The sequence below is a fragment of the Rariglobus hedericola genome (assembly GCF_007559335.1).
GTDB classification, from domain to species: Bacteria; Verrucomicrobiota; Verrucomicrobiia; order Opitutales; family Opitutaceae; genus Rariglobus; species Rariglobus hedericola.
This window is the reverse complement of record NZ_VMBG01000002.1, coordinates 1,027,611-1,048,192: the sequence shown is the minus strand read 5'-3', so window position 1 is coordinate 1,048,192 and position 20,582 is coordinate 1,027,611. Positions and strand designations below refer to the sequence as shown.

Annotated in this window: 9 protein-coding genes; 6 read left to right on the top strand and 3 right to left on the bottom strand. The window is 60.7% G+C overall.

Features of this window, described 5'->3' with window-relative positions:
* Positions 1-13 precede the first annotated feature (13 nt).
* The 3 genes from FPL22_RS14705 (at position 14) to FPL22_RS14695 (ending at position 5,636) form a co-directional block, all read left to right on the top strand.
* Positions 14-3,760, top strand: coding sequence for a hypothetical protein (locus tag FPL22_RS14705; RefSeq protein WP_144353744.1), 3,747 nt, complete (start codon positions 14-16; stop codon positions 3,758-3,760).
* Complete coding sequence (locus FPL22_RS14700) at positions 3,736-4,494, top strand: hypothetical protein (protein ID WP_144353743.1); 759 nt, start codon at positions 3,736-3,738, stop codon at positions 4,492-4,494. The genes FPL22_RS14705 and FPL22_RS14700 overlap by 25 nt, the downstream gene beginning before the upstream one ends.
* A gap of 227 nt (positions 4,495-4,721) precedes the next feature.
* Complete coding sequence (locus FPL22_RS14695) at positions 4,722-5,636, top strand: hypothetical protein (RefSeq protein WP_144353742.1); 915 nt, start codon at positions 4,722-4,724, stop codon at positions 5,634-5,636.
* A 186-nt stretch (positions 5,637-5,822) separates the two neighbouring features.
* Here the strand turns inward: FPL22_RS14695 and FPL22_RS14690 are convergent, their stop codons facing one another.
* The 3 genes from FPL22_RS14690 to FPL22_RS14680 form a co-directional block, all read right to left on the bottom strand.
* Complete coding sequence (locus FPL22_RS14690; protein WP_144353741.1) at positions 5,823-8,576, bottom strand: beta strand repeat-containing protein; 2,754 nt, start codon at positions 8,574-8,576, stop codon at positions 5,823-5,825.
* Between the two features lie 228 nt (positions 8,577-8,804).
* Entirely contained in the window at positions 8,805-10,196 is a 1,392-nt protein-coding gene (locus tag FPL22_RS14685) for a glycosyl hydrolase family 28 protein (RefSeq protein WP_144353740.1), read from the bottom strand.
* Positions 10,197-10,435: 239 nt separating this feature from the next.
* Positions 10,436-11,467, bottom strand: a complete 1,032-nt coding sequence (locus FPL22_RS14680) for a LacI family DNA-binding transcriptional regulator (protein WP_144353739.1) — start codon at positions 11,465-11,467, stop codon at positions 10,436-10,438.
* Positions 11,468-11,661: 194 nt separating this feature from the next.
* On the opposite strand from FPL22_RS14680, the gene FPL22_RS14675 reads away from it, so the two are divergent.
* The 3 genes from FPL22_RS14675 to FPL22_RS14665 all read left to right on the top strand — a co-directional run bounded on the left by FPL22_RS14675 (position 11,662) and on the right by FPL22_RS14665 (position 20,574).
* A complete protein-coding gene (locus FPL22_RS14675) occupies positions 11,662-13,233 on the top strand; it encodes a beta strand repeat-containing protein (protein ID WP_162525323.1) in 1,572 nt (523 codons plus the stop codon).
* Between the two features lie 154 nt (positions 13,234-13,387).
* Positions 13,388-16,762 carry a CBM96 family carbohydrate-binding protein gene (locus tag FPL22_RS14670; RefSeq protein WP_162525322.1) on the top strand — a complete coding sequence of 1,125 codons (3,375 nt, stop codon included), beginning with the start codon at positions 13,388-13,390 and terminating at the stop codon, positions 16,760-16,762.
* A gap of 398 nt (positions 16,763-17,160) precedes the next feature.
* The gene (locus FPL22_RS14665; protein WP_144353736.1) at positions 17,161-20,574 is read left to right on the top strand and encodes a CBM96 family carbohydrate-binding protein; all 3,414 of its coding nucleotides are present in this window, start codon (positions 17,161-17,163) and stop codon (positions 20,572-20,574) included.
* Positions 20,575-20,582: the final 8 nt, after the last annotated feature.

The window sequence follows — 20,582 nt, the reverse complement described above, 5'->3', positions numbered from 1 at the left end:
ACGCACGCTCCCCATGCAGCTATCTGCCAAAACCCACTCCAAGGGCTTCGCCCTGATCATCACGATCACGCTACTCGCGTTTCTGGTGCTGCTGCTCGTTTCCCTTGCCTCGCTGACCCGTGTAGAAACCCAAGTCGCAAGCAACAACCAAAACATAGCCCAAGCCCGCCAAAACGCCCTCATGGCGCTGAACATCGCCATCGGCCAACTCCAAAAACACGCCGGCCCCGACCAACGCACCACGGCACGCTCAGACATCGCAGATACCACGACTCCGGCCTACACGACTCCCAGCGGCCGCTGGACCGGCGCCTTCGGCAACGGCGTTCCCGTGGGTGGATTTGGCAATCCCAACAAATACGACGAAACGCCAACGGAAATCCAAACCAACCTTGCTAATTATTATGCCGCTAACACCGGCGATCCCTATGTTACAAAAGGCTCCCAAGCCCGTCTGCTTAACTGGCTGGTGAGCGGCAATGAAACCACCACCTTCGTAGCGGCGACCAGCGGTCAAATTACCACCAAAGGCACCGGCATCACGTTTACCCCGACAGATCCCGTAGTTTTAGGCGGCGGCACCGCGCTCGCGACCGACGCCAAGGTAAAAAATCTCCCCGCACGTATTTTAGTGGGCCCTAATTCGGTTATCGATTCCCGTGATTACGTGGTGGCGCCCCTGGTAGATGTTTCCGTGCCCAAAGATATCGTCCCAGGCGGCAGCGCCACTGATGTTGCCGTAGGGGCTTATGCTTGGTGGATAGGTGACGAGGGCACCAAAGCACGAATCAATCTTCCCAAGCCGTCCGCAGCGCAGGCCCCTCTTTCTTTTGTCTCTACGCAACGCACCGCAATAGAGCTCATTGATGGTAAAAACCCTGCGGGAAGCACCGCTGCCTTTACGACCGCCGACTTAATCGGCAGCGCCTACGACCCCGCTTCAAACATGCTAAAGGAAGTCCTGAACACGAATCAGCTTCTTCTGATCAATCCTGTCAATATGGCCGCGCTTAATACCGCAGTAAAATATCGATTCCACGATCTCACTGGCACGTCGCTTTCACTTCTTTCCGACACCTATGCCGGCGGCTTAAAAAAGGATCTCTCGGCAGTGCTTGCGACAGGAGCGACCACCCCCGCCGATACGGCATTCCTTTTCACCCCCGAACCCAGCACGCCGTCCGACCCCAGCAATGAATACGGTCTGCCCACTTGGGGTCAGCTCCGCTCGTTCGCTCAAACCTGGGCGCCCATTGGCGATCTGACGAGCAATCAAGGTCTGACACCCCGCGTGCCCACCATGACCAAGATCCCGGCGTATAGCCGTCCTGTTCCCACCAATGTGGGTATATCCCCCATCATGTCTTATGCGTTGCTGGGCTTTCGCTATCTGGCTCCTGAAGGAGACGCAAATGGACAACGTATTGCCCTAGGGGTCTACCCGATGGTCGTGCTTTGGAATCCGTATACCACCGACATGCTTCCGGCCAAATACGAGGTCGGCATCCAGCGTCCTGAATACAGTCAAGTTGAACTCCAGGGTCACGCCGGCAGCGTTGCCACCAACTTCGCATGGAGCAGCAGCGATGTGCTCGAGGTAAAAGATCTCCGATACGGCAACGGTAGCGGCGATCCTTACTTCCGATTCATTATCGATAACACCGGTGGCATCCCCGCGGGCAAAAGCCTTGTCTTCACCTTGGACAGTTCAGGCAACTACACACCGGCTAGTTCATCGTTGGTTCTCACCAATGAATTCAACCCGCTGAACTGCGCCTACCTGCCCTCCTCTTTGATCATTGGCAATCCCCCGGTTCCGGCTGCAGGCGGCACCTATCGTGTAGGCGTAAACGGAAATGGCTCCCGTAACACCTATGTCAGCAAGCCGACGATGGTGACCTACTTCTCGTCCTTGGACCCGACATATGGCACGAATTTTAACTGGGGTGGCAACGGCAGCCAACAAGCTTACTTGGGCGCGGTAACCACCGGCTTGGCCAAACCCACCGGCAACACTCCTTTCTATACGGCCAGCGGCAACGTGGTCAGCCGGCAATGGTATCAAGTCATGAGCTGGCTCACTCCGACCTCTTATCCCCACGCTCCGTTTGGTCCTAACCTCGGATTCCCCAGCGATCCGCTCGCTCAAACCCAACTCAACGCAAGCGACGCCCCCACCCCTGCCGACATAGGGAAATGGCGCGGTTTGCTCCAGTCGCCCGGACAACTTTCCCCAGCCGACAACCCCGCTTGGCGCATGCATGTGAAAGCGCGTTTCAAAGACTCGGACTCACGCTGGATCGCGCAAAATAATCCACGCGGATTCACGACCACCAACACCAAGATCAGCAGCATATCCAATTTCACGGGCGCGGACTACGTCGTTACGACCTGGCCCCCCATCAATCTCGACGATACCGGCAGTCTCGTAATCACTTCGTCCGGAGACAGCCTGCGCAGCACCACCATGGTGGACTCCACGCTTTTTGAGTTTCGCCCGGAGACCCTGCCACTCCTCGCCATCGGCCAACTGCAACACGCGAATCTCGGATGGTTCGCAGCGTCCTCCTCATACTCGATCGGTAACAGCATCGGGGCGACTCCGTTTTCCGGCGTGCCCGGATCCGTAGTGCGCCTGGCCAGCACAAACAGCTCTGCCTATGCGGACGGGACCTACACCGCTTTCTACGATCAGTCCTGGCTGAACAATCGCGCACTCTGGGATCGATATTTCGTCTCGACCATTCCCAACCGCGGCACCGGCACCCTTGCAGAAGCCAGCATAACTCCCGGCACAGCGCTCCCCCTCGTTCTTCCCAATCCACGCCATGTCCTCTACGGCGACTCCACCGTTGCTCCCGCCACGATGCGCGATGCGGACAAGGCAGCCGCGCACCTGCTCATTGCCGGCGGTTTGAATATCAACTCCACGTCGGAACAGGCTTGGCGGGCGGTCTTGGGAGGCAACAACCAGCTTTCATACGATCCGACGGGAGCCAATACAGGCGGCACAGCTCATAACAAAGCCGTCTTTTCTCGTTTCTCTAAACCCACGACAAATTCCACCGCCAGTGTATGGCAGGGTTATCGCAGACTGAGCGATGAACAGATCGCCCGATTCGCCAAAAATATCGTCGAGGAAATCCGCCGCCGCGGCCCCTTCGTTTCACTGGGCGATTTCGTAAACCGCAGGCTTTCCGACAATGGCGCCTTCCCTCTGACAAATGACAAGCGGCTCAAGGGCACCCTTCAAGCCGCGCTCGACGCCACGCCCACTGGTGCCGAAGCCATCAACGATGGCACCGTCGCCACCGCCCCCAATCCCCCCAACCCGCTCAACACTCCGCTGGTCTCATTGACCTACCCAAATGCCTTCGCCACCGGCAGTGCCCTCGCGGGTGCTCCCACCACTACGGCTCCCTACAGCTCCGTCGCCGCCTTCGCCCCCCAATATCTCACCCAGGCGGACGTTCTTTCCGCCATCGGCAACAATCTGTCGGCACGGTCCGACACCTTCGTTGTTCGCACCTACGGCGAAGTTCGCGACCACCTTAACTCCACCTCAACCAGTCCCGTTATCACGGGCCGCGCATGGTGCGAAGCCGTCGTTCAACGCATCCCTGATTACGTCGATCCCTCGATTAACCCCGAAGTCAGCCTCGAATCCCTTCCCACCTCGACCGCCAAAACCACCAACCTGAAGTTCGGCCGCAAATTCAAAATCATTTCCTTCCGATGGCTTTCCTCAAACGACATTTAATCCAACGGCTGGCGTTGGTCGTCAGTCTCGTGCTCGGCTTCACCCTGGCGCAAGCCAAGCAACCGGACGAGCAGCCGGTGGTATTTCGCATGATTGCCATTGGCGCAACGGTGTCGGGAATCTTTTACGACCTTGCTCCCGGCAAACCCGTATCAGTCGCAGCCGGCGGCTCCGGTCTGTCCATTCCCTATGAAAGCCCCGCGAGCGGCCTGGTTTCCTTCTATCGGGAGATTCCCGCGACCGAACCGGGCGGCAAACCGCGTCGCGTGCCCGTGACTGACGCCCGCCTCGGCAAAGGCGGACCTTATCTTATCGTCATGTCGTCCCCAGCCGGCGCCTCCGACACCAGCCAGACAAAGGCAATTGTGGTAGATGATTCGTGGGAGGCGCATCCCGCTAGAACTGTTCGCGTATTCAATTTCTCAAGACGCCATGCTGCGGTTCAGCTGGAAGCCGAAACCGCCCAGCTTTCATCAGGCCAATCCCAAGTATTCGCCTATCCCTCCAAGCGCGGATCCGTCCGCTTCAAGGTCGCCCTGCATGAGCCGGACGGATGGATTTTGCGTGTCAGTTGTCCGCAGGGAATTCTTCCCAATGCGAGGTCCACCATCGTCATGACAGACGTAGTCCCCACCGAGGAACTGCCCAACCCTGTCGATGTAAACATCACCAACGTATTCGATCACGTGCCTCGGGAAAAATCGCCGACTGTGGCCTTGAATGGCACGCGATAGTCACGGAAATCGTCCGGCTTTAATATAACGTAGTCATTGCGGCAGACAAAGGTGACTTGTAAGCCGACGTCATTGCCCGCCCCACCTGCTACCATCGCAACCATCCCGATTTATGATATGTTAATAGCTTCTGCCGTTAACGTGCGCCCTAGGAGCGTATCACCAAAAATAGAGCTATGATGCGTTGGTTAAAATTTGTTTTATTGGGAGCGATTCTGTGTGGGTGTGTGCGCGCCGAGTTTGTTCAACTCGGTTCCGTTGAGACGCTCAACAACGGCGCGGTTTCCCTCGATGTCGCGCTTCGCGTCGGACGGATCACGTCTTATCAACGCTCGGGTGAACCCAACTGGCTGGTGATTTTCGACGAAGTTCCCAAACCCGGCTGGAACTGGAATCCTTGGGGCGGTGATCGCATGTGGCCCACGTCACAGACCCTCAATTATCAGATCTACCGCAACAACGGCTTCGATCCGATCATCGATGGCAAACCGTGGGAGTTGATTTCCAAAACCGCCACGACTCTCGAAATGCGCAGCGGCATCAGCCCCGAGTTGGGTCTGCAAGTGACCCATCGCATCGAGCTCGTCGGCAAAACCACCGAGGTGCTTCATACTTATCGCGTCGAGCGGGTGGCTGAGAGCAAGTTCCCTATCCATGTATGGACCGTCACCGGCGTGCGCGCGGGCGATTACATGCTCATGGAATCCGATGCGCGCGTGAAACACGACGGCTACAAACCTTACCGGACGTGGTCGGGCGCGGATTTCACTACTCCGCCCAACGCATCTCTGTTTCCCGGCACCCGCATCCTCCAAGTCCTCCCGCCCAAGAACGATTCGATGAAGGTCGGCACCTACGGCCGCTGGATCGCCTTGGTGAGCGGACGCTCGGCCTTTTGGCAAAGCATCCCCTACTTCGCCAACGAACTATACTTGGACGCCTGCAGTCTTGAAGCGTTCATGGATGCGAAAACCGGCACCTATGAACTCGAAGCTCTGAGTCCGACCTGGTTCCTGACCAAAGGCGAAACCCGCGAATGGACCGTCCGCTGGCGTCTGTTCGATTTCCCTGCCGAAGCCAAAAACCCACCCGCGAAAGCGGAGTTTTTACACGCTCAGCTGGAAGCTGGTTGCGCAGACTAAACAAGCCTGTTGAAAAGCAGGAGCGGCTTCACGCCGCGATGGCGCGCACAGATCTTCCAGGTGCCATTCCGATTCGGAGCTTCGGGTTCAGCGCAGCCCACCTCCACACATCTAAGCAAAAACGCCCCCGAGGATAGAACCCCGGAGACGGTTGCAGATCAGAAGCCGGCTTAGCGGCTCTAAAGTTTAGCGACGAACCGAACGACGGCGCTGCAAGGTCGCACCAGCCAGAGCCAGCACACCGCAGATCGCCGCATAGGTAGAAGGCTCGGGAACGGCCGACACCGTCAGCAGACCGGCGTTCAGACCGGATGCGGAGAACGTGAAGCTAAGCCCGCTGCCATTGGTATCGGTGCCGGTCCAGATACCGGAACCATCGTTTGTCAGGGAAGCGGCGTAGGTGCCCGTGATGCTGACGTTGCCGGCCGTGTTTCCGAAATCTCCGGCAAGTGCGCCGCTACCGCTCTTGGAAAACAAGGTAAAGGATTCACCACCCGATAGAGACGCGGTGACATTGATACCCAGCGTGCCACCAAATGTCAGTGTGCCCGCGGTGCTGCCAACCGTCGCGTAGTCGGTGCCCGCCACACCTGCCGCCGCGACGGTGACTGTATTAATGCCACTCATCGTGAAGCTATTGCCATACACCAAAGTGCCGGCGGTGACGTTCGTGCCGCCCGTGTAGGTATTCAAACCGGTCAGCGTTTGGACACCCGTGCCACTCTTGGTCAGACTGCCCGCTCCACTCAGAACGCCCGAGTAGCTGCGGGCGGTAGAGCCGACCTTAAGGGTCAAAGCAACGGCGTTGGCGGCGTTGTCCAAGAGCGAAAGGTTCGTGCTGCCGGCGAGGCCACCGAAGGTGAACGCACGCGAAGAGACAGAGGAATCAAATGCAATGCCGGTGCCGCCGGTGATTACCGGGCTGTTTTGCAGGGCCAGGCTGTTGCGAAGGAGTAATGTTCCCGCGCTCACCGTCGTGGTGCCGGAGAAAGTATTCGCCCCACTCAAGGCCATCACGCCGGCACCCAACTTGGTAAGCGATGACTGGCTTTTCACACCCGTGACGTTGAGGTCGATCGCCGCCTCGCCATCGGCAATGGTGAAGGAATTGAAGTTGGTGCTGACATTGGCAGAAATGAGGGCGGTTGCCGAACTCGCATTGGTCGTCACCGCGCTGTTCAAACCAAACAGATTACCTGTAATGCTTCCTCCGGTCATGTTGATCGCTCCGGACACCCAGCCGAATGCGGAAGCCACTGTGCCACCAATCACCGTCAAGTTATTGAGATGCCCGCCGGGCACATTCACGATGTTGAGAGTTCCATTGCTGTAAACCGTGGCATTGGTCGTGTTGCTGCCATTAAACCATGTGTTGGTATTGGAGGCTCCGTAAACAGCCGCAGCACCGCCCCCCAAAGATCCGACAAATATATTGCCCCGGGTAACGGTGGTTCCCGAAACGAGCAACGTGCCCTCCTGCACAATGGTATCGCCGGTAAACGTGTTGGCTCCGGTGATCGTCACGGTGCCCGAACCGCTTTTCACCAACGAGAGCGCCCCGGTGTTGTTGGCGATGATGGAGCTGATCGTGATGGTGCCACTGCCGCTTCCGGCATTGATGTAAAGATTACCCGCGGCGGTGCCTTGCTGACGAATCGAACCCGTGCCTGAAATCGTAAGCAGGCCCGTGCCGCCATTCATGATGCCATTTGTGTCCAAATTAAAACCGTTCAGTGCGAGCGTCTGGGCACCACCGGTCGCCAGCAACGCGTTGACCGAACGATTGGCCGTCAGGGTCGTGCCGCCGGTCACGCCATAGGTATTGGCCGGGGTCGTCCACGTGGTCTCGGCGGAACCAGTGATGCCCGCACTGACGATGTTTCCTGCCGCATCATAGGCGGCGTAGTTCGTTTGATTCGTGGCCGACAGGCCAATAGATGCCCAAGGCCCGATGATCTGGCCTGCGGGAGTTTGGGTCGCGCCGGTGACATTGATACGATTGGTGGAGGTATTCAGTCCACCACCCGCGCTGAAGGCTACGGTGCCAGTGCCCGATTGAGTGAGGCCACCGAGAGTGAGCACTTGAGTGCCGCCGGTGTTGGCGTTGGTGGAGACGACATTCAGTTTGCCCGATGTAACGCCGACCGCTCCGACGGTTTCCGCATAAGGCGTGGCCGCGGCAACGGTGTTGGTCACCGTGAATGTGCCGCCGGTGGAGGTTATGGCTGCGGTGTCGGAGATGCGATTGAGACCAGCTTCCGCAAGCGAAGTGTTCACCAAGGTGATATTGCCACCGAGATCGATGCCACTGGTATTCAGCAGCGCCTGATTGCTCCCGGAAAGGGTCAAACCCGCTCCGTTCGAAAGGGTGGTGGCGCCCGACCAGCCGCCGGTGGACGTGCCATTGAGCGTCAAGATGCCTGCCGTGCCGGTGCTGCGAGTGAGCGTAACCGCACCCGAACCAGACACATTGCCCGTGATGGCCGCAGCGGCGATGTTGTTCAGCGTGATCGTGGAACCAGTCGCAAACGTGAGCGTATTGGCACCGGTGTTGATCGTGTAACCGGTGGTATTAAACAGCAGGCCGCCAGCGGTGATATTATCTGTGAGTGAAACCGTGCCCGCCGTGCCCGAGAAAACCGCAGTATTATTGCCGGCATTGACCCACGTCTGATCGGTGGTGCCGCTGCCCGACCACCAATTCACAAGCGGTGTGCCCGAGAGGGAATTATTCCAATTACCCGTGCTACCCAAACCCGTTCCAGCAATGGCATCGTTGCCAGAGCCAGTCGCATCGCTGTCCCAGTAAAAGGACGCCGCTTGAGCTACCGGCAAGTGCGCAAACGCAATCAGCGTGAGCGCGAAAGCGAAACTTTTTCGGGTTAGACGCGAGGACGCCAAAGAGGCGAACGAGGGCACAAAGAGGCCTGTTTTTTGCATGGGGATGACGGGGTAAGGGCTACTGACGGGGACTGTTTAACTAGCCCCCAAACTGAAAACCCCGCCCCCGCGCACAACGGCACAGAGGGCCTTGTCCACACAATGCCAGCAATTCGTTCGAACAATTTTACGGTGCCTTATATCAAGTCGCCGTCGGCAACACGCACATGCCCCCTATTAAAAAAACAGCCGGCGCCCAGAAGGGCATGGCCACGCCGTCCGCAGGCCTCATACCACACCCGCCACCGCAGACACGCCGACTACGCGCTTCGCCATCACCGCATCCGGCGAGCGGCGGAACGTGATTTCGTGGGCATGACGCGTAACCAGATCCAAGTCGTCGGCGTTGAGCATCATGCGTCCGCCGAGCTCGAAGTTTTCGAACGTCACATTCGTCACCGGGTGCGCTGCATTGAAACCGCTGATGATGCTCACCGTGTAGCCTGCGTTGTAGGGGCTCTGCGCCACCTGGATGTTGCTCAGCGTGATGTTCCGCACGCCACCGCGCTTCGCGTCCACGTTCCAGCGTGACTGCAGCACCCGAAAATCAATCAGCGTATCGAAGTGATGCTCCACGCGAATATTATCCCACACGACATTTTCGACCATCGCACGGTCGCCATTGTGAATGCCAAAGACCGAGCCGAATTGGTGAACCGCCAGCACGTCGATATCCTCGAAGCGGATGTTACGGATGTGGTCGGTGCTCGTCTCGTAGCCGATCTCCATCGCTGAGCCGCCATGTATGTTATAAAAAACACAGCCGGACACGACCACGTCTTCCACGGTTCCCTTCCAATGTTCGTCGGGAAACCCGAGCGGAACGCGTTCGTCTTCGCCAGAGGTGTTGCCGATCGCCTTGATCGCAATGTTGTCGTCGCCGTTATGCAGACAGCAGCCGGTCACGCGCACGCGTTTCGATCCGGCGATATCAATGCCGTCGGAGCTCATGTCGTCGGCGATCTGCCGGATTCCGGTCACCGTGATATCCTCGCACGCCCCGAGCACCACCATCCAATGACAAGGGCTCACCATCAAAATCGTTTCGACACGGGACTGGGTGCAATGATCGAGCACCATCGCCTTGCGCCGGCGATTTTCCAAATCGACCCAGTAGCCACCATCCAGAATGCCGTAGCCGCCGATTCGCACGCCGGACACACCCGCAGCGCGAATGCTGCCGCGCACCACCGCACCCGCATCGATCCAGCAGGTCTGGCCCTCGCCAAGCACGATCAACCCGACGTTGTGAATTTTACCGCCCTCAAAACGAAGCACGTTCGCACCGGATGGCGGCTGCTCGGCCGGGGGCAATGCATACACGTAAAGCAACGGCTTTCCCGCGATTTCGATCTGGAGATTCTGCGGCTCTGAAACCGTGAAGCGGACGCGGCTGCCCTGCACTTTTGCCTCAATCCCCAGCCGTAGCGGCCGCACCGTGATCGCCTCGCCAGCCAGTCCTGCGACCTCAAGCTCAACGGTCACCGCACCGTCGCATTCAAACGTGGTATGATCCGCCGCAGAATGCGACAGCACGTCGAGCGGTAGCGAGTTGACGGTAGCCCGATAAACGGAAGAGCGCGTCAATGACGGGTGAAATGTATGCGGAAGCGGGTTCATGGTAATGAGAGAAACCGGCTGAGAATGGGGAATGAAGCACTGCGCTAGTGAGCAACGCTCCGCCTTCGCGGCACATCATCGCAACCGGGTTATGAAGTAGCCGATTGATGCCCCACCACGGACATTCATGAAACCCAAACCATCAAACGTCGCCCAATTCTCGTGCTTATGTTCGAACAAACTTCATCGCCAGCCCTCATGACCATCGCGAAACCGATCTCTTTCTGACGCAGCCGGGTCTATTTTTTAAGCGTCATACCTTCCTGCCAATGCCCCCGGATATGTGATCCGTGCGCGTGCTGCGGCGGGCCATAGGCATGCCGCAGCAAGTTGGTGTGCAACCGGTCCATCGCTGCCGCCCCGATAGCTTTAAGATCCTGAATGATGGCAGAAACTCCTTCCAATTCGTTCGCCTGACCGGACACGCACACCAACCCCACATCGAGGGGAGATTTTAGACCCCGTTGAGCAAGCAACCGGGGAATATCCTGCGGGGCATCCGTCACGATAACATCAGGCTTCTGATCATCAAACCACCGCCAGAATCCTTCCGCCGTGAGTGCCTCGGGCAAATAAGGTTCAATGCGCCGATCCTCTTCATGCCTGTATTGGTGGCCCAAATACGCATCCAGCGGCATATGATGCACGCGCGTGCTCCGGCGTCGGAGGATCAAGAAGCCGATGCGTCGATAGCCACGTTCATGCAGTTGGCGCAAAACCGTCTGCGTGGCGTGATGATGATCAAAGACTGCATGATCCAGCTGAGGGCTCGCCATCGAAGGCCCGATCGCGACCGCCGCAAAATATTTCCAGGTGAGATCATCGAGATGTCCGTCTTCAACCGGCAGCGGAGCGATGAGCAGTCCCTTGATACCACGATTGAACAGCACCGAACTCGCCTGCTTGCGGGTCATCCCGCCTTCGCGCAGCCAGAACGGCACCACGTTATAACCATATTCCTGTCCGCGTTTCTGGGCACCGTATAAAAACTCGTTCGTGTAGCCCCAGAACGGATCATCCTTCACAGGATAATCTGTCACAAACGCCAACTGGGCGAATGACATGGTCGGTCGCACACGCCGCCGATAATCCGCCAGCGCCGAAAGCGCCGGGTCCGGCCGGTAACCGAGTTTGGCCGCACACGCCTTCACCGCCTTGCGCGTTTTTTCTGAAACACCCGGCATACCGCGCAGCGCAACGGACACACTCATCATCGAAAGCCCCAGACGGTCGGCGATGTCTTTGATGCGAACTGATTTCTCGGAGGCCATTGTTGGAAGGGTAAACGAAAGCGGACTGCGCACACCTTGAGACACCCCGGAACAGATTCAACCTAACTGTTAAGGTTTTGGTGCGCTTGCGAGACATCCGCATCGACGGTTTTCTGCGGTTATACCTCTCCGTTCATACGCCCGCCTTGCCGTGGATTATGCGCACGCAGGCAAAAGCCCAAATCCGCCCACCTATGATTACCAAAAAGAAGCTCCTGCCCATCGTTGTTGCCACCCTCCTGTGGCCCGTTGTGTCGAATGCCGCCATCTACTCGTTCGATCCCGGTCTTACGCCCGCCACCCCTTCAGGCGGCACGGGCGCTTGGGATACCGGCAGCGCGATCTGGTCCTTGGCCGGAGCCGACACCGTTTGGGGCAATGACGGCACGCACACCGCCACTTTCGGCGGCACCGCCGGCACGGTGACCATTGGCGGCACTACGATTGCCGCCAACGCCCTTAACTTTAACACCACCGGCTACATTGTTACCGGCGGCACGCTGAATCTTTCCGGCGCGACGCCCACGCTCACCAATGCGGCATCGGTTTCCACGACCATCACGAGCCTGCTCACGGGGACCAACGGACTGGTTTTGGCCGGCGGTAATGGCAGCAGTTCTTTTACGATCAATAACGCCGCCAATACGTTCAGCGGCGGTATCAGCATCAATTCCGGAATACTTACCACCAACACCGCCGGATCGCTCGGAACCAATGTAATCAACCTCAACGGCGGCACGTTCACACCTCGCGCCAACCTCACCAACAACCTGCTCGTTACCGCTAACTCTACCATTGATATGGCGTCGACCGGCCCGACGTTCACCGTCGGCGCACTGTCCATCGGAGCCCAAACTTTGTCGATCGGAACCGGTAGTAACGTAAGCAACGGCACCGTCAGCTTTGGTGCGACGACACTTACAGGCAATGCAATCATTTCTAACTCCAAGGGAGGCGGCACCCGAACCGACGGCTCCGCCACTTTCTCAACCGTCTCTGTAGGCGACAGCGTTGCCACCGGAACGACCACAACCTTCACTCTCACTTCAGCCAACACCGGCCTCACTCGCACGCGCTCGATGTCCGTCACCGGAGCCCTCAGCGACAACGCTAGTGATTCAACCAAGAAGCTGGCCTTTACCATTAATTCGAACGTCGGGGCCCCTCTCACCGTGACACTCTCTGGCATCAACACCTACACCGGTGCCACCACCGTCAACAGCAACGCCTCTCTCATCGTCAACGGCAGCCTCGCTTCCGGCTCACTCGTCACCGTGAACTCGGGCGCACTCCTCGGCGGATCCGGCACCATCGGTGGTGCGACCACATTCGCAGCCGGTTCCAAGCTCTCCGCTGGTTCCAACTCCACAGCGACCCTGACCTTCAGCGGCGGCCTCGATATCTCCGCCGCTGCCAACAACACCGCCGCCTTCGTCTTCACGCTCGGCACCGCGTTCGACAAGATCGTCGCCAGTTCCCTCACGCTCGGCACCAACGTTCTCGACGCCGCCGATTTCAGCCTCACCACGGGAACCGGTTTCGCCAGCGGCCAATCCTACACGTTGTTCGAAAACACCAGCGTCACCGGCACCTTCACGTCTTTCGCCGTCTCGAACATCGGCGGCAGCGGCATCGACGGCACGGTCTCCCTCAACGGCAACAATATCGTGCTCACCACCAGCGCCATTCCCGAGCCTTCGACCTACGCTCTTCTCTTGGGAGCGGGCACCGCGCTCCTGGCCGGCTTCCGTCGTCGCCGCAGCTGATCAAACCTCCTCTCATGTAAATTCCCCAATCCGACCAATGCCCGCGCTTTGGTCGGATTTTTTATGTCTACGAGCAGACCTCAGCGTCCCGCTCGCCCATGCGTATCCCCGTTCGCCCGCCCCGGCGAAAACGCCCCCCCGCTTTCTTCACCCCATGAAAACACCCCCAACCCCTCCGTGCAGTCCGGGCCGCTCCGCCCGTTTCCAACGCATCGCCACCACCTTGTTTGCGGGCACCCTGCTCGCCGTTTCCGCGGCCTACGCGCAGACGTCGACCATCTACGGGCTCACCGCCGACCGCCAGGTGAACAGCGCCGGCACTCTCAGTGACGGCACGCCGATGCAGGCCGGCTACTCCGGCACCACCGCACAAAACGCCGTAGTTGTTTTCCAACTACCCACGCTTCCCGCCGGCAAGGAATTCGACGCGGCCAGCCTGCGACTTTATTTCGCCGCCCCAAGCGGCACGCCGTCTTTCAACGGTGATCTCTACGCCCTCGGCGTCTCCGCATCCTCCGCCGTCCAGTCGGGCGACTACTACTCCGGCGCCTTGGATGCGGGAGCCGTCCGCCTTCAGGACAACCTCGTCACCCCGTCAGCAACCAGCGGCGCCCGGGTGTCCAACGCCGCCGACCTTACCGACTTCCTCAACGCCGCCTACGACAAGGGCGCCCGCGCCGGTCAGTATGTGTTTTTCCGTGTCAGTCCCGATGTCGCCGGACTGAACAACTACACGCGCTACAATCTTTACAGCCGCGAGTATTCCGGCGGTTCCTTTTACTGGCCTTCGCTCACTTACGGCACCGCCGACATTCCGCCATCGTGGGTATCAGTTCCGCTCGGCGGCGGCGGCTATGTGACCGGACTCATCTCGGATCCGACCGGTGCGGACGTCTATTGCCGCACGGATGTGGGCGGAGCGTTCAAGTGGAACGCGGCCGGCGGCAACTGGGATTCGATCACCGATGTCATCGTGCCGACCTCCACTCCGGCGGCCAGCGCGCTGACAGGCACGACCGCGATCGCGCTTGATCCCAGCAACTCCAATAACCTCTACGTCGCCACCGGCGGCACCGGCAGTCTGCGCGGCATCTATGCGTCCACGGACAAAGGCGCCACATGGACGATCATCAACAACACCATCTCCATGGATGGCAACGGCGGGTTCCGTTCTTATGGCGAGCGACTCGCGGTCGACCCGAACAATCCGTCGATCGTGTGGTTCGGTTCTTCATTTGCCGGTTTGTATAAGGGCACCAAGAGCGGCGGCACCTGGACTTGGATGCAGGTTGCCAGCACCTCGGTTCCCTTTGGAGATGCCAATGGCGGCGTGACGTTTGTCGCCTGCGACAAGAACGGCAGCTCCACCATCGTGTATGCGGGCGTGTTTGATTCCGCCGGCACCACGGGCGGCATCTACAAATCGACGGATGGCGTGACGTGGTCCAAAGTCCCCGGCGCAACCTTCGCCAGGCCGGCGCGCGGTCAGGTGGCCGCCAATGGCACCCTTTACGCCACCGGCTTCGGGAGCATCGCCCGACTCGTGCGCGGTGGCTCGCTGGAGGACATCACGCCGGCAGCCGGAGTCGATTATCGCGGGCTCGGCATCGCGCAAAGCGACACCACCGGAAACATCATCTATGTTGCCGAGGCCAGCGCGGGCACCGGTCGCGTCTGGCGCACAGCCACCGCCGCCGCCGCCACGCCGACTTGGGCCGTGCAAAGCTCCACCTCCCTCAACAACAACGGCGCCATCACGCGCCAGGAACCCGACGGCACGCCCACCCTCACCGGTTACTGGTTCGGGAAAACATCTTCGCTCCTGGTCAATCCCACCAACCCCAACGAACTCTGGGCCGGTGACTTCTTCGGTGTCGCCCGCACGCAAAACGCCCAGTTGATCGGCGGCACCACGACCGGCAACGAGGCCATCTGGTATATGCTGCAAAAGGGTCAGGAGGAAACCGTCGTCGAAACGGTTAAGAATGCTCCGACCGGCCCCCTGCTGTTGACTGGCGTCGCGGATGTCGGCGGTTTTCGTTACAACGACCTTACCGTCCGTCCTTACGGAACCGGTGGCAACGGCTTCGGCGGTGGCAACACCACGAGTCTGGATTTCAGCGAGGCCAATCACTCCGTGTGGGCCCTCGGCTGGTATGGCACCAGCGCCGGCGGCAGCGGCGCCTACTCGAAAGATGCCGGTGCCTCCTGGTTGTATTTTGGTGGCATCGACCGGCGCACGATCAGCAGCGGAACGGGTGCATGGGAAACCTGGGATCTCACCACCTACCTTGCGGCCCAAAAAGCCAAGGGCGTGAGCACCGTGACCCTCATGCTGGCCACGACCCGGACAACCAACTATTCGAGCACGCCGTTGTTGTTCGACTCCCGTGAGGCGGCAGACCCTTCGCTCAGGCCCAAGCTGGTCTTCAATGGCACCACCACGGTGACCGCCACGTCCGACACGTATGTTTACGGTAGCGCCGCCACGACCAACTATGGCAATGCCGCGACGCTGGGCGTTTCCCACACCTACTCCGGCGTCACCACTTATGATCGTCAGGTATTCCTGAAGTTTGATCTTACCGCTGCGGGCGCGATCTCCTCGGCTTCGTTGCAATTGCACCGGGTCACGGCCGCTGCCGGGTTCGACTACACCGTCACGGTATACGCCTGCGCCAGCACTTCGTGGGTGGAAGGCGACGGCGGCACCGACAACCTGCCGGCCAGCGAGGTAAATTGGAACAACCGCCCCAAGCCCTATGCCAGCAGCAGCGGCCGCCCGATCGACGATCCGCGTTATCTGACCGGCGCCGGTGTCAGCTTGAATGGTGGACGTGTGGCAGTCTCGTCGACCAATCCCGATCGCATGGTCTGGATGGGTTTCGGCACATCCACCGTGCCGCACTACAGCAACGATGATGGTGTTACCTGGATGCCTTGCACCGGACTTCCCGCCAACATCAACCGTCTCGCGGGCAAATCGAACCCCTCCTACCTGATCCAGCAGGTCACCGCGGATCGTGTGAACGGCCAGTTCTACATGAGCCAGCTCAGCTCGGGCGGTGGTAGCCACACGATCTATCGCAGCACCGACCAGGGCGCGACTTGGGCGGCCGCCGGCACCATCTCGGCAGGGACCTACAACACCTATCGCACCCAGATCGTGGCCGCACCTGCGGCGAACGAGGTCTGGTTCTGTGACGACGGCGTCAACGGCACCACCGCGGGCGGTCTCTGGAAATCCACCAACGGCGCCGTTTCCTGGACAAAAATGACCGGCATCTCGGCCGTGCGCCAAGTCGCCTTTGGCAAAGCCGCCAGCGGCAGCGGATACACCGTGTTCTTCAACGGTTGTTTGAGCGGCGTGCAGGGCGTGTATCGATCCGATGACTACGGCTCCACCTGGACTCGTCTGGTGGATGTCCCTTCGGTGGTCAGCATCGAGTCACTCGCCGGCGACCGCCAAAATTACGGTCGCGTCTTCATCGGCACCGGCGGCCGCGGCGTGTTCCACGGGAAAAACTGATCGGCTCCATGTCCGCCCCAGGCCCGGGCGCTTCCTTCTGGAAGCCCCGGGCTTTTTTTTGCCCAAGTTCATGACCATACGGCACGCTCTCGACTTACCCCCTTATGATACCTCGCCTGTGTTTCGCTTTTCTGCGCCTCGCGATCCCGGTCCCTCGCCGGCGCCGCCCTCACCTGCGAAGTCGCCGAGCATTGATTCCTCGGTCGGACGCGTTTTCTGCGGCGTGAGTTTGAAGACGCACTCCGTCATGTCCGCATGCATACCACATCGGACAATTCATTTACCGCCGCATGCATATCAACGGGCTTCGGATCGGACTCGGGTTTGCCAGTGTTGTGTCGTTCCCCGCGCGTTCACCCCGTCCGACTTTTCGTCGGAAACAACCCGCCCCCTCGAAAATGAAAACCCCGTCCCTGCCCCTCGGCTTTAGCCCGTCCGCGCACTTGGCGCGTTTCTCCGCACTCTTCCTGGGGTGTGCACTGCTCGGTTCCTTTTTTTACGCCCGCGCCGTCACCGGCGTCATCAACGGTCTCACCGATGACGCGCAGGTCACCCAGCTCAGCGGCGTCAACGGCGTCTCCGGTCAGACCAGCGCCTACCTCAACGTCGGCCGCTACTGGGGCGGCACACAACTGGGCGCCGTTTACGTTTTCCAAATACCGTCCTCCGTCCTCTCCGATCCCGATCTCCAATTCACCGCCGCCGCCTTCGATCTCAAGACCGGCGCCAACAACCCCACCGCCTTCAACGGAGATCTCTACGGCCTTGGTTACACCGCGATGCCCGCCGTGCTCCCATCGGATTTCTATCAAGGCCCGCTCGATACTGCCAGCGTCCTCGTTCACGACAACTTCCTCACTCCTTCCATCGCGCCCAACGCCATCGCATCATCCTCGGGTGCGGGCTTGATCGACTACCTCAACGGCGAACTCGCCGCCGCCCGCGACGACGGTGCCGCCAACGCCCACGTCTACCTGCGCGTCAACCCCGACACCCTGCCTCCTCCCGGCGGCTACTACCTACTCGCCATGCGCGAAGCCGGCGGCTCCGCCATTCCGAAGATCACCTACACCGCCGAGGTCGTCTCCGGCTGGAAAACCGTTCCCCTCGGCGGCGGCGGTGCCGTGCTCGGTGTCGTCGGACTCAAGACGGGGCCGTTCTCCGAGGTCGTTTACTGCCGCACCGATGTCGGCGGTGCTTTCCGCTGGAGCGAGGCCTACAAGGGATGGCTCTGCATCACCGATAAAATCATCGATCCTTCCGCCGCCGACGGCAGCAATCTCCAGGGTATCAACGCGCTCGCCATCGACCCCGCCAACCCCGACCGCGTTTACGTCGCCGCGGGTCTCTACTCCACCGTCACGCCGTCCGGCATCTACGTCACCGACGACGCCTCCGCCGCTTCGCCCGTCTGGACCACCATCCACCCGACCGTCCGCTGCAGCAGCAACAAGGAGGGCAAACTTTTCGGCGAGCGTCTCGTCGTCGATCCCAATGATTCCAACACCCTCTATTACGGCACCAACACTCCCGCCGCCGGCCCCGTCGGCCTCATCAAGGGCGTAAAGAGCGGTGGCTCGTGGACATGGTCGCATCTCACCGGCCTTCCCAACGGCTCCGCCGGCAACGGCGTCACGTTCGTCGCCTGTGACAAAAACGGTTCCTCCACCCTCGTCTATGCCGGCGTCCACGGTTCCGGCGTCTATCGCAGCGCCAACAGCGGATCGACCTGGACACTCCTCTCCGGCGGTCCGGTCAACCCCGCGCGCGCCCACGTCTCGCCCGTGGACGGCACGCTCTTCGTCACCGGCTACGGCAACTCCGCCTACTCGGTTTCCCGCACCGCCACCGCCATGACCGCCACCGTCATCTCCGGCGCGCAGGCCCTCGTCGCCGTCGCCGTCGATCCGCTCGTCGCCGGCGTCGCCATGGTCTCCGACTACAAAAACGGCAACGAGGTCTGGCGCACCACCAACAGCGGCTCGTCCTGGTCGCTCGTCAACGCCACGCGGTTCGCCACCGACTACGACGCCAACGGCCCGACCACGCGCACCGATGGCAACGTGTTCGCCGCCACCGACGCCCTGCTCATCGGTCCCGCCAATGCGGACCACGTCTGGATCGCCGGCGCCCAGGGCGTCATGCGCACGCGCGACATCACCGCGTCTCCGTCCGATTGGTATCCGCTCCAAAAGGGCCAGGAAGAGGTCGTCGTCATGGACCTCGCCACCACGCCCGCCGCCGGGGACGCCGAGCTCATGACCGGCGTCGCCGACAACAACGGCTTCTACTACACCAACGTCAACCAGCGCCCCGACGTGCGCTTCAACAATCCTCTCCCCGGCAACACCCCGTCGCTCGATTTCTCCGAGGGCAACCCCTCCCACTGGGCGCGCACCTGGGTCAACTCCGACGGCTTCAGCGGCGGCGGCGCCGTCTCCCACGACAACGGCGTCACCTGGCTCGTCTTCGGCCAGGCCGCCCGCGCCGTCCTCGCCCCCGGCGCTCCCGCCGGCTGGGACACGTGGGACCTCTCCGCCTACCTCGCCCAAAACGCCGGCAAGGTCGTCACCCTCGTGCTCATTTCCAACAATACGCCGTCCAACACCGCCGCGCTTTCCTACCACTCCCGCGAGGCCTCGACCAACCCGCCCGAACTGGTGATCGACGGCGTCACGCTCCCCGCGACCGCCGACGCCTTCGTGGACGGCACGCCTTCCGGCACTCCCGTGAAAAACATCACCAACTACGGCGCCGATCCGTCCCTCAAGGTTTCCTACGCCTGGGGCCAGGTCGTGAACACCAAGTGGTCCTACCTCAAGTTCGACCTCACCGGCGTCTCCTCCGTCACCCAGGCCACGCTGCGGCTCTACCGCTCCAACGCCCAGACCACCGCCGCGCAGGCCATCGTCGGCGTCTATCCCGCCGCCAACACCACGTGGGGCGAGACCACGCTCACGTTCGCCAACCGCCCGCCCACCTACGCCTCCGACCACAATCCCTCCGGCGGCATCATCGACAACTACGACTACGATCCCAACTGGTTCACGTCCGTCCGCCCCGCCGTCTATGCGACCAACGGCACCACCCGCGCCTTCGGCGGACGCATCGCCATCTCCCCCGTCAATCCGTCGCTGCTTGTATGGGAACCCCAATACAACACCGCCGGCACCACCATGCCGCTCTACTATAGTAAAGACCGCGGCATCACCTGGACCGCCTGCCGCACCACCGCCAACGCCCTGGTCACGTCGCGCATCCTCGATCGTTGGACACCGCTCGCCTCCGTGAAAAACCTCACCGTGGACCGCGTCACCGGCACGTTCTATGTCACCTACGGTTCGTCCGGCGGCTCCGTCAGTCTGCTCTCCAGCACCGACGGCGCGACGTGGACCGTAGAGCCCAACTTCGGCTCCGGCGTTTACACCACCATCTACCAACTCGTGGCCGCGCCGCCGCCGTCGTCCTCCGCCACCGCGAGCGATCTCTGGTTCGCCTACGATGGCGGCGCCTACGTCCGACGCGCCGGCTCAACCACGTGGACCAAGCTCACCGGCGTCGCCGCGGCCACGTGCATCTCGTTCGGCAAGGCCGCCACGCCGACCGGCTACACCGTCTTCATCAACGGCCGCATCGGCTCGGTGCGCGGCGTTTACCGCAGCGACAACGCCTGCACGACCACCGCGCCGACGTGGACCTACTACGGCACGCCCACCACCAACGTCGCCACCGCCCTCGCCGGCGACCGCGAAAGCTTCGGCGAAGTTTACCTCGGCACCGGCGGCCGCGGCGTCTTCCGCTACACGCCGTGAGACCCGCG